The organism is Leifsonia poae (genome assembly GCF_050632865.1).
Taxonomy (GTDB): Bacteria; Actinomycetota; Actinomycetes; order Actinomycetales; family Microbacteriaceae; genus Leifsonia; species Leifsonia poae_B.
Genome location: NZ_JBODSA010000001.1, coordinates 713,379 through 725,945, shown reverse-complemented (window position 1 = coordinate 725,945; position 12,567 = coordinate 713,379). Strand labels below are relative to the sequence as shown.

The following is a 12,567-nucleotide window of genomic DNA, read 5'->3' as shown; positions in this document are numbered from 1 at the left end:
CCCGCGACAGCTCAGGAGCCGGGGGTCGCCGGCCCGGGTGTCGACGGCGGACGGGTCGGGAACGAGTCGAGCTTCAGGATGCGCTTCGCGGTGATCGTGCCGTCGGAGCGGCTGCCGATCACGACGACCTCGTCGCCCGTGGCGAAGGCGGACTTCGACGACGACTGGCCCGGCGTGCCGTAGACGGTGGACGCGTCCACCTTCACATCGACCGACGCGCCGTTCTGGCGGTCGATCGTCCAGGTGTCGCCCGAGATGGACGCGATGGTGCCGCGGACGAGAGCCTGTCCCTGCTGCATCCCACCGCCGTTGCCCTTGCCGTTCCCGTTTCCGCCGCCGTTCCCCTTGCCGCCGTCGTCGTCGCCGGGCATCCCCGGCATCCCCGGGAGGCCCGGCTGCACCTCGTGCGGGACGGAGTGCGAGATCATCCGCTCCCCCACGCGCGTCACGACGCCGGCGACCGCGAAGGCGCCCGCCGTGAAGATGCCGATCAGGACCACGATCGACAGCACCAGGGTGGAGATCGCGAACGCGAGACCGTGCCGCTTGTAGAACGGCTCGGCGACGGGCACAGGACCGGGTGCGGCCGCAGGGGGAACCGGCGGCTCCTGTCGAGGCGGAAGGGGCTCGGTCGGCTGGGTATTGCTCATGCTCATATATAAGCAGGAGTGACCCGGGACGCGCCTCCGAGATGGTTATGGGTTCGGTGTGAATGACTCCGAGGCGTCCGCATCCACCAGCACCGACCGGAGCTTCGCCAGCTCCATCTCGTCGAGCCCGGCGGTGAGCAGGTACCGGTGCACGCTGCCGTAGCGCTCCTCGATGCGGTCGATCGTCGTCTCCAGCGCCTCCCGCGGGCTGCCGCCCAGGATGACGCGCAGGTCGGGCGTGACCTCGACGCCGTAGCCGCGGACGAGCTCCAGCATCCCCTCCAGCCACGGGCCTGCCAGGTTCGCCTCGGTCGCGGCGTAGTCGGCGACCACCGTCTCGCGGTCGACGCCGACCGCCAGCAGCGCGAGCGCGACCACGATGCCCGTGCGGTCCTTGCCCGCCGTGCAGTGCACGACGACCGGCTCATCGCCCGTGTCGGCGATCTCGCGGAGCGCCCGGACGATGACGTCCGTGTGCTGGAACACGATCTTGTCGTAGAGGTGCACGATCGTGGATCCGACCGTCGACGCCGACGCCCCGGAGCCCTCGAACACCGGCAGGTGCAGCACCTCGATTCCGAGCCCGTCCAGGTCATCCGGCAGCGCCTGCACCTCGAAGTCGTCGCGCAGGTCGATCACGACGCGCACGCCGAGCTCGCGCAGGCCCTCGCGGCCGGCCTCGCCCAGCCGGCCGAGCGCATCCGCCCGGAACAGCTTGCCCGGCCGGGTGACCCCGCCGTCCGCCGCGTATCCGCCCACATCCCGGAAGTTGTAGGTGCCTTCGATCGGGATGCGCTGAGCGGTGGAGTCCATGCTCCTCAGTCTGTCACTCGCCGAGGTGGTTGCGCGTGGACATGGCCCGCTGCGCCTCGCGCTGGTCCTGACGCTCGCGCAGCGCCTGGCGCTTGTCGTACTCGCGCTTGCCCTTCGCGATGGCGATCTCGACCTTGGCGCGACCGTCGTTGAAGTAGATCGACAGCGGCACGATCGTGTAGCCGCCCTGCTTGACCTTGTTCTCGATCTTGAGGATCTGCGCCTTGTGGAGGAGCAGCTTGCGCTTGCGCCTCGGGGCGTGGTTGTTCCACGTGCCGTCGGCGTACTCGGGGATGTGCACGGCGTCGAGCCACGCCTCTCCCCCGTCGACGAACGCGTAGCCGTCGACCAGCGACGCCCGCCCCAGCCGGAGCGACTTCACCTCAGTTCCGGTGAGCACCAGGCCCGCCTCGAAGGTGTCCTCGATCGTGTAGTCGTGGCGCGCGCGGCGGTTGGTGGCCACGACCTTCTGGCCCTTCTCCTTCGGCACTGCTCGCTCCTGACGTTGACGCGGATCGCTGCCCGGCACGTCGCCGGGCAGCCATCCAGTCTAGCGGGTCAGACCCGCAGATACCGGCGGATCGCGAAGTTGGCCGAGGCGGCGGCCAGCAGCACGCCGATCACGATCAGGATGGGGATCACGAGCCAGGCCTGGTCCATCCCGACGAAGTTGATCGACTGGATGCGCTGGCTCAGGTAGCCGCGCACGAAGAACTGCACCCCGACGGCGATGACGACCGACGCGAGGATGGAGCCGATCAGCGCGGCGATCACGCCCTCGATGATGAACGGCGTCTGGATGAAGCGGTTCGAGGCGCCCACCAGACGCATGATCCCGATCTCCCGTCGCCGCGAGAACGCGGAGAGCCGGATCGTGGTCGCGATCAGCAGCACCGCGGCGACGAGCATCAGCGCGGCGATGCCGATCGCGGTGTAACTGGCCGCGTTCAGGATGCTGAAGATCTGGTCGAGGTAGCTGCGCTGGTCGACCACGCTCTGCACGCCCGCCGATCCCGACAGCGTCTCGGTCAGCACCGCCGAGTTGTTCGGGTCCTTCAGATTCACCCAGAACGTCTGCGGGATCATTTCCGGCGTGACGAAGTCGGCGATCTGGTTGCCCTTGAACTGCTCCTTGAACTGCTCGTAGCCCTGCTTCTGGTCCTGGAAGTAGAACTTCTGGATGTACGGAGCGAGCTCCGGGGACTTCAGCTGCTTCTCGACCGCCGCGATGGTCTGGTCGTTGGCGGCGCCGCCCGGGCAGTTGTCGGTCTCGGTGCACATGTACACGGCGACCTGCGCACGGTCGTACCAATAGGTCTTCATCTGCCCGATCTGCATCTGCAGCAAGACGGCGGTGCCCACGAAGGTGAGCGAGATGAAGGTCACCAGGATCACGGAGACGACCATGGAGAGGTTGCGGCGGAGACCGTTGCCGACCTCCGACCAGATGAGTCCGAATCTCATTTCGTCGGCCCCACATTCTGGTCGCCCTCGCGGTCGCCGTTGTCGCGCAGCCCGCTGAGGTCGAGGTTGGCGGTGAAGTTGAGGTGGTCGGGCAGCTGCTCCGACGCCGGCGGCTGCGCGACGGGCTGCTGCGGCGCGACGGGCTGCGGCGCGACGGGCTGGACCGGCGCGGTGTGCTGCGGCTGCGCGGACACCGGCTGCGCCGGGACCGGCTGGACCGGGGCGGTCTGCTGCGGCAGCGAGACCGGCGCCGTCGGCACCGAGGTCGGCGCGTGCGGCCGGGTCATCGGAGCGTCCACGGGCGCCTCCGCCGGGATCCCGCCCGCGTACACGGGGGTCGCCACCGACACGGGCTCGTCGCGCTCCAGCGGCTGGGCGATCGGGACCGCGGCCGTGAAGCCGTAGCCGCCGTGACGCTCGTCACGGACGATCTGCCCGCCGACCAGCTCGATCACGCGGCGCTTCATCTGGTCGACGATCGCGGCCTCGTGCGTCGCCATGAGCACCGTGGTGCCGCCGGCGTTGATGCGCTCCAGCGTCGCCATGATCCCCGCACTGGTGGCGGGGTCCAGGTTTCCGGTCGGCTCGTCCGCGAGGAGGATCTGCGGCTTGTTCACCACGGCACGGGCGATCGCCACGCGCTGCTGCTCACCACCCGAGAGCTCGTGCGGCAGGCGCTGGGCCTTGCCGTCGAGTCCGACCATCTTGAGCACATCCGGGACGGCCTCCTGGATGAAGCCGCGCGACTTCCCGATGACCTGCAGCGTGAACGCGACGTTCTGGAAGACGGTCTTGTTCGGGAGCAGGCGGAAGTCCTGGAAGACGACGCCGATGTTGCGGCGGAAGTAGGGGACCTTGCGAGAGGAGATCGTGCCGAGGTCCTGACCCAGCACGTGGATCTTGCCCTTGGTCGGCTTCTCCTCTTTGAGGATGAGACGCAGGCAGCTGGACTTGCCGGAACCCGAGGCGCCGACGAGGAAGACGAACTCTCCGCGCAGCACTTCCAGGTTGATGCCGTTCAGCGCCGGGCGCGCCGTGCCCGCGTACTGCTTGGATACGTGTTCGAACCGGATCATGACCCTTCGAGACTAAGCAACCCGGGCGCGATCCGCAGTAGCGACATGCGCTAGTCGTCCGCTTTGCTCCCGGCCCGCCAGCGGATCCCCGCCGCGATGAAGCCGTCGAGGTCGCCGTCGAAGACGGAACTCGGGTTGCCGGACTCGAAGCCGGTCCGCAGGTCTTTCACCAGCTGCTGGCCGTAGAGGAAGTAGGAGCGCATCTGGTCGCCCCAGCTCGCCGTGATGTTGCCGGCGAGCTCCTTCTTCTTGGCCGCCTCCTCCTCCTTCTGGAGCAGGAGCAGTCGGGTCTGAAGCACGCGCATGGCCGCGGCGCGGTTCTGGATCTGCGACTTCTCGTTCTGCATCGAGACGACGATGCCGGTCGGGAGGTGCGTGATGCGCACGGCGGAGTCGGTCGTGTTGACCGACTGGCCGCCGGGGCCCGAGGAGCGGAAGACGTCGATGCGGATGTCGCCCTCGGGGATGTCGACCTCGGTCGCCTCCTCCATCAGCGGGATGACCTCGACCGCCGCGAACGACGTCTGGCGCTTGTCCGCCGAGCCGAACGGGCTGATCCGCGCGAGGCGGTGCGTGCCGGCCTCGACCGAAAGCGTGCCGAAGGCGTAGGGCGCGTCCACCTCGAAGGTCGCGGACTTGATGCCCGCGCCCTCGGCGTAGGACGTGTCCATCACCTTGACCGGGTACTTGTGCTGCTCGGCCCAGCGCAGGTACATGCGCATCAGCATCTCGGCGAAGTCGGTGGCGTCGTCGCCGCCCGCGCCGGAGCGGATGGTGACGATCGCAGCGCGTTCGTCGTACTCGCCGCTCAGCAGCGTCTGCACCTCGAGGTCGCCGAGCGCGGTCTGCAGCGACGCCAGCTCGGCGCGCGCCTCGGCGGCCGACTCCTCGTCCTCCGCCTCGTTCGCCAGCTCGACCAGGACCTCCAGATCGTCGAGACGCCGCTCGATCGCGGTGATGCGCCCGAGCTCCGCCTGACGGTGGCTGAGGGCGCTGGTCACCTTCTGCGCGTTCGAGGTGTCGTCCCAGAGGTCGGGAGCGCCGGCCTGCTCGCTGAGGTCGGCGATCTCGGCGCGGAGCTTCGGCACATCGACCACCGCCGCGATGTCGTCGAAGGTGGAGCGCAGGTCCGCGATCTGGGAGGAGAGGTCGAGTTCGATCATGTCGGCATCCAGCCTACCGGGCGGCACCCGAGCGTGGACCGCGGGGCGCCATTGGAGAAGTTGTACGGTGTTAACGACATGACTTCCGACGAGCGCACCTTCGACTTTCGCTCCGTCGCCCTCGCCGCCTTCCTGCCGACGCTGCTCTTCTCGATCGGCGAGGGGGCGATCATCCCGATCATCCCCGTGGCCGCGGGCAACCTCGGCGCCGGGCTCGCGATGGCCGGCTTCATCGCCTCCATGGTGATGCTCGGCGAGCTGGCGGGCGACATCCCGAGCGGATGGGTGGTCTCGCGCTTCGGCGAGCGCACCTCCATGATCGGCGCCGCCGCGGTGGCGATCGCGGGCGTCGTGGTGTGCCTGCTCGCCCCGAATTACTGGGTGCTCATGGTCGGCATCTTCGTGGTCGGCGTCGCCACCGCCGTCTTCGCGCTGGCGCGGCACGCGTTCATGACGACGTACGTCCCCATCCGCTACCGCGCGCGGGCGCTGTCGACGCTCGGCGGGATCTTCCGCGCCGGCTGGTTCGTCGGGCCGCTGATCGCATCCGGGATCATCGCGCTCACCGGGTCCACCCAGTCCGTGTTCTGGATCTTCATCGTCAGCTGCCTCGGCTCGGTCATCGTGCTCATCGCGCTGCCGGATCCGGAGCGGATGTTCGGTCCGTCGCCGCGGGTCGCCGACGAGTCGGGTGCGCAGGTCACGGCCGGCGAGGAGGAGGCCGAGGAGCGCACGCACGGCCTGTTCCGCACCATCTGGTCGTTCCGCGAAGTTCTCGCGCGGATGGGCGCAGGCGTCTCGCTGGTCGCCGCCATCCGATCGGCCCGAACGGTGCTGCTGCCGCTGTGGGCCGTGTCCATCGGCCTGAGCGAGTCGAACACCGCCCTCATCATCGGCATCGCGGGCGCGGTCGACTTCGCGCTGTTCTACGCGAGCGGCCAGATCATGGACCGGTTCGGCCGGATGTGGAGCGCCATCCCTTCGATGATCGGGCTCGGTCTCGGCTTCCTCGTGCTCGCGTTCAGCCACGACCTCGGCTCGGCGGTCGCCTGGTACATCGGGGTCTCGCTCTTCCTCTCGGTGGCGAACGGGATCGGCTCCGGCATCGTCATGACGCTCGGCGCCGACCTCGCGCCGAAGGAGCACCCCGCGGCCTTCCTGGGCGCCTGGCGGTTCTCCGCCGACGCGGGCCAGGCCGCCGCTCCCTTGTTCGTCTCGCTGCTGACCGCGCTGGTCTCGATCTCGTTCGCGAGCGGGGTCATGGGCGTGCTCGGGCTGGTCGGCGCCGGGATGCTGGCTCGCTACATCCCGCGCTACGTCCCGAGGAGAGCGCGCCCGGCCTGACAGGGAATACCCTCGACGATGACAGCGCTAGTCCATGCACACGCATGAATCGAGGGATGGGATGGCCGCGATGGAACTCGGGATCGACACGTTCGGCGACGTGACGCTGGACGCCGACGGCGCACCGCTGCCGCAGGCGCAGGTGCTGCGGAACGTCGTCGCGGAGGGGGTGCTTGCCGACCGGGTCGGGCTCGACTTCTTCGGCGTGGGCGAGCACCACCGCCAGGACTTCGCGGTCTCGGCCCCGGAGGTCGTGCTGGCGGCGATCGCCGCGCAGACCGAGCGCATCCACCTCGGCTCCGCCGTCACCGTGCTGAGCTCGGACGACCCCGTCCGCGTGTTCCAGCGCTTCGCCACGCTCGACGGCATCTCGAACGGGCGCGCGGAGGTCATTCTCGGGCGCGGGTCGTTCATCGAGTCCTTCCCGCTGTTCGGCTTCGACCTGGCGCAGTACGAGGAGCTGTTCGAGGAGAAGCTGAACCTGTTCACCGAGGTCAGGAAGCAGGAGCCGGTCACCTGGGAGGGCAACCTGCGCGCGCCGCTCAGCGAGCAGTCCGTGTACCCGCACCTCGAGCACGGCCTCCTGAAGACGTGGATCGGCGTCGGCGGCAGCCCCGAGTCGGTCGTCCGCGCCGCGCACTACGGTCTCCCGCTCATGCTGGCGATCATCGGCGGCGGCCCGATGCGGTTCCAGCCGCTCGCCGAGCTGTACCGCAAGGCGCTGGAGCAGTTCGGGCAGGATGCGACGCTCCCCATCGGCATCCACTCCCCGGATTCGTCGCCGAGACCGACCAGGAGGCGAAGGACACGCTGTGGCCGCACTACGAGGTCATGACCAACCGGATCGGCCGCGAACGCGGCTGGCCGCCCGCCTCCCGCGCCCGCTTCGAGCACGAGGCCGGACCGGACGGCGCCCTCGTCGTCGGGTCGCCGGAGACCGTCGCGCAGAAGATCGCCTACGCGGCGAAGGGACTCGGCGCGACCCGGTTCGACGTCAAGATGAGCAACGGCACCTTGCCGCATGCTGACCTCATGCGCTCGATCGAGCTGTACGGCACCGAGGTCGCTCCGCGCGTCCATGAGCTAATGTCGTAGCCGCGCACAGGCGCGCGGGAGTGGTGAAACTGGCAGACACGCAGGATTTAGGTTCCTGTGCTTCGGCGTGAGGGTTCGAGTCCCTTCTCCCGCACAGTCGACTGAGGGGCGCGGATCAGTCCGCGCCCCTCAGCTGGCTTCCGGCGGTCGCCTGCCTAGCCTTCTCGCTTCACTGGAGCGATGAAGCTGCCGGCGAAGACTATGCCCGCCGCTGTGATGGCGAGCACAAGCCTGACCCACAGGTTCAGCCCGTGCCCGACGTATGCCACAGTGCCCAGCACGACCACCATGACTCCTCCTAGCACCGCTAGATAGAGCCACACTGCAGGACGCAGAGGGGGCCGGAACACTGAACCCCTTGCGCGACTCCACACTCGATCAACAGCTGCGCACACAATCGCTCCCGCCGTCAGCGCCATTGCGCCCCACGGCGCCGGGAGGAGTGAGGCACCCAGCAGGGTGGCCGCGACGACGAGAGCCATTGAGGCGAAGTACGCGAAGTGCCGAGGCCGCGCCAGCATCAGAACCCTTTGCAGCTTCCGGCGATTCCGGCCGCCGCAAACGCACTGGTTACGACCCAGGCGGTGACGCCGGCAGGCGGGAACCACACCAGTGCGACCGTCGCTCCGCCCAGGGCAAGTACGCATCCGCTCCTCCAGGTGGGCTTCACGTAAGCACCGCCACGGTAGACGAGGCTAAGCGACTGAACCATGCGGCCGTTGATGTATTTCTGTAGGTAGCTCCCCCTGCAGTTCGTAAGGTTCTCGTTCGGCTTCATGAAATAGCTGCTGCCGTTCGGGTTAACGCAGTTGTAGGAGTAGACGCCCGTGGTGGCAGGGTCAGCCACAACAGGGAATGCTGTCGCCTCGGTGAAGTCCACCACCTGCGTAAGCGTGTTTCCGTGCAGCTCGTAGTGGGTAGGCACAGGTGCCCCGTTGGCGTCCTTCGCCCAGGCCTCCCCGAACACGGTCAACGGTGCACCATCCGCGGCGACCGCAGCGATGGTCCCCTGCCCATCCGCCGTGAGCGATGCGCCTGCCGGAAGGTCGATCGGATAGTCGTACCTGTGAGGGGCGTCGACGTTCTCGATAACGGTGTTGATCTGCGTGGCTCCGTCCGAAAGAACGAAGGGAACCGTGGTCGAGCCGTTGTTGTTGTTGAACGCCACCACTCCCGCGAGCGGGGAGTCGGTGGCGTCGGATGCCTGCTGAGCGAACGGGAGTCCAATGGTGACCGAGTCCCCGAGCGAGATTCCCTCGGAAGGATCGACCGGAACCGTGATGGTGCCGCCGGGAACCGACGCTTCCGCCGCAACGTCCGCATCGCTGTTCACGGGCGCGACATTGGAAAGCGACTCCGGCACCACGATGCGAATTGCGGCGACTGCATCCGCAGCATTCACCTCGTCGGTATCGGTAAGCGTGAATCCGGAGAGGCTGGCGAAGAGCGCACAGCTTCCTGCGATGGTCGCAACCGACTTCAGGGCAAAGGATTTCCGCATGGGAATCTTCTTTCGTTCGTCATCGAACGTCGGAACGGCGTGGGCCTCACCCGCGAAGCGGAAGGATCGGTGATCCTCACCCGCAAAGCGGAAGGATCGGTGGTCCGCGACGTGACGGGAGTGCCCCGTCACCTGGGTAGACGCGGAAGAGCCGGAATCGTGACGCCGCAATACGGAGAAGCCTGCGCACTTTTTTTCGCACGCTTCGTGCAGCTTCGAGACATCTCACGACGCTAAACTCGGCCACAGCTTTCCCACTGAATCCCTGGAGAACTGTGATCCATCACGCCGGCCTCATCCCGTGGCTCGACCCGAACACCATCATCCATTCGGCGGGACCGTGGGCGCTCCTCGTGGTGTGCGGCATCATCTTCGCCGAGACGGGTCTCCTGATCGGCTTCCTGTTCCCGGGTGACACGCTTCTGATCATCTCCGGGCTCCTCACGCACACCTCGCTCGTGTTCGGTGTCGACATCTGGTGGGTGTGCCTGGCGATCGCGTTCGCCGCGTTCCTCGGCGGCGAGGTGGGGTACCTGATCGGCCACAAAGCCGGTCCGAGGGTGTTCGAACGCAAAGAGTCCGGCCTGTTCTCGATGGAGAACGTGCGACGGACCAACCGCTTCTTCGAGCGTTTTGGTGCGCTCGCGATCATCCTGGCTCGTTTCGTGCCGATCGTCCGCACGTTCGCGCCAGTCGCCGCGGGCGTCGGCCACATGAACTACAAGAAGTACTCGCTCTACAACGCCATGGGCGCGCTGATCTGGGGCGCAGGCGTCACGTACTTCGGGTACCTGATCGGCTACATCCCGCCGGTGGCGACGTTCGTGTCGAACTACATCGACATCATCCTGATCGGCGCTGTCGTGATCACGCTGGTGCCGACGCTGTTCCACTACTTCGAGTCGGTCCGCAAGGCCAAGCGCAACGCGGCGACGGAGGCCGAAGTGACTGCTCCTCCCGTCATCGAGGAGCCGACCGAGCCGGCCGCCCGCCCGGAGGCCTGAGCCGCCTCAGCAGCAACGACGGAGATCGGTCTTCGAATCTCCGACATTGAGCAGTCCTGCAGGAGAATCGCGCCGACGACGTCGGAATCTCCGACGTTGTGCGCGCAGGCGACGCGCCTCAGCGGTGGAACTCGTCCTCGTGGGCTGCGTGCTCCGCGGGCTCGAGCTGGAACGTCGAGTGCTCCACGTCGAAGTGCTTCGACAGGCAGCCGGACAGTTCGTCGAGCAGCGCGCCCGTGCGTCCTGACCGGAACACCGACTGCTCGCACACCACGTGCGCGCTGAACACGGGCGCGCCCGAGGTGATCGCCCACACGTGCACGTCGTGCACCGCCACGACGCCCGGAGTGCCGAGGATGTGGTCCCGGATCTCGGCGACATCGGTATCCGCCGGCGCCGACTCGCTCAACACGCGCACCACATCCCGCAGCAGCGTGAAGGCGCGCGGCACGATCAGCACGGCGATCAGCAGCGAGGCGATCGCGTCGGCGGGCATGAAGCCGGTGGTGAGGATGACGACGGCCGCCACGATGACGGTCGCCGAGCCGACGAGGTCGCCCAGCACCTCGAGGTAGGCGCCGCGCATGTTGATCGAGTGCCCCGCCGACGGGCGCAGGATGAGCAGCGCCCCGAGGTTCGCGACCAGGCCGATCACCGCGACGATCAGCATGGGGACGCTGTGGACCTCCGCCTCGCCGCCCACCAACCGGCCGATCGCGCCGATGGTCACGGTCACGGCGACGACGACGAGGATGAGGCCGTTGATCAGCGCGCCGAAGACCTCCGCCCGCTGGAAGCCGAAGGTCTGCCGGTCCGTCGCCGGACGCGCGGCGACGATCGTCGCCATGAGCGCGATGATCAGGCCGGCCAGGTCGCTCAGCATGTGGCCCGCGTCGGCCAGAAGCGACAGCGAGCCGCTGATCCAGGCGCCGACGACTTCCACGACGAGCACCGCCGCCACGATGCCGATGGCGATCAGCAGGCGGTTGCGGTTGGCGGTGTGGCCGTGGTCGTGACTCATCTCAGCTTCTACGGTAGATAGAAGTCGCCGCTCCCGCCAGGGCTCCGGGCTAGATGGGAATGAGTGCCGTTCTCAGAGCGGCGCGCTCACGCCAGCTCGCGGAGCGCCGGCACGATCGCGGCGAGCGCCCGTGCCCGGTGGCTCTCGGCGTTCTTCTCCTCCAGGGTGAGCTCAGCCGCGCTGCGGTCGTGCCCGTCCGGCAGGAAGATCGGGTCGTAGCCGTGCCCGTGCTCGCCGCGCGGCTCGCGCGCGATGCGGCCCGGCCAGACGCCCTGCACCAGCGTCGGCTCGCCGCCCGGCACGACCAGAGCGAGCGTCGCCGTGAAGTGCGCGGTGCGGTCCTCGTCGCGGATGTCGGCGAGCTGAGCGAGCAGCAGCCGGATGTTCGCCTGCGCATCCCCGTGCGTCCCGGACCACAGCGCCGAGAAGATCCCGGGGGCGCCGCCCATCACATCCACGCAGATGCCGGAGTCGTCGGCGAGGGCCGGGAGGCCGGTGTGGGCGGCGGCGGCGCGCGCCTTGATGATCGCGTTCTCCTCGAAGCTCGTGCCGTCCTCGACGGGCTCCGGGCCCTCGTAGGTGACGATCTCGAGTCCCGGGACCTCGCGGCCGAGCATTTCCTGGAACTCCTGCGCCTTGCCCCGGTTGTGCGTGGCGAGGACGACCCGCACGCTCACGCCTCCAGGGCGGGCGCGAGGGTCGCGGTCTGGATGGCCGCCAGCTCGGTCGCGCCGCCGAGCGCGAGGTCGAGCAGCGAGTTCAGCTCGTTGCGGTCGAACGGCGCGCCCTCGGCCGTGCCCTGCACCTCGACGAAGAGGCCGCGGCCGGTGACGACGACGTTCATGTCGGTCTCGGCGCGCACGTCCTCGACGTAGGCGAGGTCGAGCATCGGCGTGCCGTCGATGATCCCGACCGAGACCGCGGAGACGGAGTCGATCAGCGGCGTCGCCTTCTGGCCGATGAAGCGGTGCTCCCGGCCCCACTCCAGCGCCTCCGCCAGCGCTACGTAGGCTCCGGTGATGGCCGCGGTGCGCGTCCCGCCGTCGGCCTGCAGCACGTCGCAGTCGAGCACGATGGTGTTCTCGCCGAGCGCCTTCATGTCGACGACCGCGCGCAGGCTGCGGCCGATCAGGCGGCTGATCTCGTGGGTGCGGCCGCCGACGCGTCCCTTGATCGACTCGCGGTCCATCCGCTCGTTCGTGGAGCGCGGCAGCATCGCGTACTCGGCGGTGACCCAGCCGCGGCCCTTGCCGGACATCCAGCGCGGGACGCCGTTGGTGAAGGAGGCCGTGCACAGCACCTTCGTGTTGCCGAACGAGACGAGCGCCGACCCCTCGGCCTGGCGGCTCCAGCCGCGCTCGATGGTGACAGGACGCAGCTGGCTCGGCGTGCGCCCGTCGGCGCGGGTGATGTCGGTCACGGATTCTCCTCGATGG

General features: G+C 68.3%; 13 protein-coding genes, 1 tRNA gene and 1 pseudogene. 4 read left to right on the top strand and 11 right to left on the bottom strand.

The features are described from left to right. Window positions 1-11: 11 nt before the first annotated feature. The 6 genes from ACRAWB_RS03630 to prfB form a co-directional block, all read right to left on the bottom strand. Window positions 12-650 carry a DUF5666 domain-containing protein gene (locus ACRAWB_RS03630; protein ID WP_431352100.1) on the bottom strand — a complete coding sequence of 213 codons (639 nt, stop codon included), beginning with the start codon at window positions 648-650 and terminating at the stop codon, window positions 12-14. A gap of 45 nt (window positions 651-695) precedes the next feature. Continuing rightward, on the bottom strand, window positions 696-1,463 hold the full coding sequence (locus ACRAWB_RS03625; RefSeq protein ID WP_431352099.1) for a tyrosine-protein phosphatase: 768 nt from the start codon (window positions 1,461-1,463) through the stop codon (window positions 696-698). 13 nt (window positions 1,464-1,476) lie between these two features. Beyond that, entirely contained in the window at window positions 1,477-1,953 is a 477-nt protein-coding gene (gene smpB, locus ACRAWB_RS03620; protein WP_064108608.1) for an SsrA-binding protein SmpB, read from the bottom strand. A 68-nt stretch (window positions 1,954-2,021) separates the two neighbouring features. Next, window positions 2,022-2,927 carry a permease-like cell division protein FtsX gene (gene ftsX, locus ACRAWB_RS03615; RefSeq protein WP_431352098.1) on the bottom strand — a complete coding sequence of 302 codons (906 nt, stop codon included), beginning with the start codon at window positions 2,925-2,927 and terminating at the stop codon, window positions 2,022-2,024. Further along, a complete protein-coding gene (gene ftsE / locus ACRAWB_RS03610) occupies window positions 2,924-4,003 on the bottom strand; it encodes a cell division ATP-binding protein FtsE (RefSeq protein WP_431352097.1) in 1,080 nt (359 codons plus the stop codon). The genes ftsX and ftsE overlap by 4 nt, the downstream gene beginning before the upstream one ends. A gap of 50 nt (window positions 4,004-4,053) precedes the next feature. Further along, a complete protein-coding gene (prfB, locus tag ACRAWB_RS03605; RefSeq protein WP_431352096.1) occupies window positions 4,054-5,166 on the bottom strand; it encodes a peptide chain release factor 2 in 1,113 nt (370 codons plus the stop codon). 78 nt (window positions 5,167-5,244) lie between these two features. On the opposite strand from prfB, the gene ACRAWB_RS03600 reads away from it, so the two are divergent. From ACRAWB_RS03600 to ACRAWB_RS03590, 3 genes and pseudogenes are all read left to right on the top strand, one after another. Continuing rightward, a complete protein-coding gene (locus tag ACRAWB_RS03600; RefSeq protein WP_431352095.1) occupies window positions 5,245-6,510 on the top strand; it encodes an MFS transporter in 1,266 nt (421 codons plus the stop codon). Window positions 6,511-6,571: 61 nt separating this feature from the next. After that, window positions 6,572-7,605: pseudogene (locus ACRAWB_RS03595) on the top strand (LLM class flavin-dependent oxidoreductase). A gap of 14 nt (window positions 7,606-7,619) precedes the next feature. Next, window positions 7,620-7,699 (top strand) — tRNA-Leu (locus tag ACRAWB_RS03590). A gap of 61 nt (window positions 7,700-7,760) precedes the next feature. Here ACRAWB_RS03590 and ACRAWB_RS03585 read toward each other — a convergent pair. Together ACRAWB_RS03585 and ACRAWB_RS03580 are read right to left on the bottom strand one after the other, a co-directional pair. Further along, window positions 7,761-7,895 carry a hypothetical protein gene (locus tag ACRAWB_RS03585; RefSeq protein WP_431352094.1) on the bottom strand — a complete coding sequence of 45 codons (135 nt, stop codon included), beginning with the start codon at window positions 7,893-7,895 and terminating at the stop codon, window positions 7,761-7,763. A 230-nt stretch (window positions 7,896-8,125) separates the two neighbouring features. Then, the gene (locus tag ACRAWB_RS03580) at window positions 8,126-9,238 is read right to left on the bottom strand and encodes a hypothetical protein (protein WP_431352093.1); all 1,113 of its coding nucleotides are present in this window, start codon (window positions 9,236-9,238) and stop codon (window positions 8,126-8,128) included. A 143-nt stretch (window positions 9,239-9,381) separates the two neighbouring features. On the opposite strand from ACRAWB_RS03580, the gene ACRAWB_RS03575 reads away from it, so the two are divergent. Continuing rightward, complete coding sequence (locus tag ACRAWB_RS03575; RefSeq protein ID WP_431352092.1) at window positions 9,382-10,110, top strand: DedA family protein; 729 nt, start codon at window positions 9,382-9,384, stop codon at window positions 10,108-10,110. A gap of 118 nt (window positions 10,111-10,228) precedes the next feature. Here the strand turns inward: ACRAWB_RS03575 and ACRAWB_RS03570 are convergent, their stop codons facing one another. The 3 genes from ACRAWB_RS03570 to rph all read right to left on the bottom strand — a co-directional run bounded on the left by ACRAWB_RS03570 (window position 10,229) and on the right by rph (window position 12,551). Beyond that, window positions 10,229-11,131: a cation diffusion facilitator family transporter gene (locus tag ACRAWB_RS03570; RefSeq protein ID WP_431352091.1), complete on the bottom strand. Its 903-nt coding sequence runs from the start codon at window positions 11,129-11,131 to the stop codon at window positions 10,229-10,231. A gap of 86 nt (window positions 11,132-11,217) precedes the next feature. Beyond that, window positions 11,218-11,808: an RdgB/HAM1 family non-canonical purine NTP pyrophosphatase gene (gene rdgB, locus ACRAWB_RS03565; protein ID WP_431352090.1), complete on the bottom strand. Its 591-nt coding sequence runs from the start codon at window positions 11,806-11,808 to the stop codon at window positions 11,218-11,220. Then, window positions 11,805-12,551, bottom strand: coding sequence for a ribonuclease PH (rph, locus tag ACRAWB_RS03560; protein WP_431352089.1), 747 nt, complete (start codon window positions 12,549-12,551; stop codon window positions 11,805-11,807). Before rph ends, rdgB begins: the two co-directional genes overlap by 4 nt. Between the last annotated feature and the right edge of the window lie 16 nt (window positions 12,552-12,567).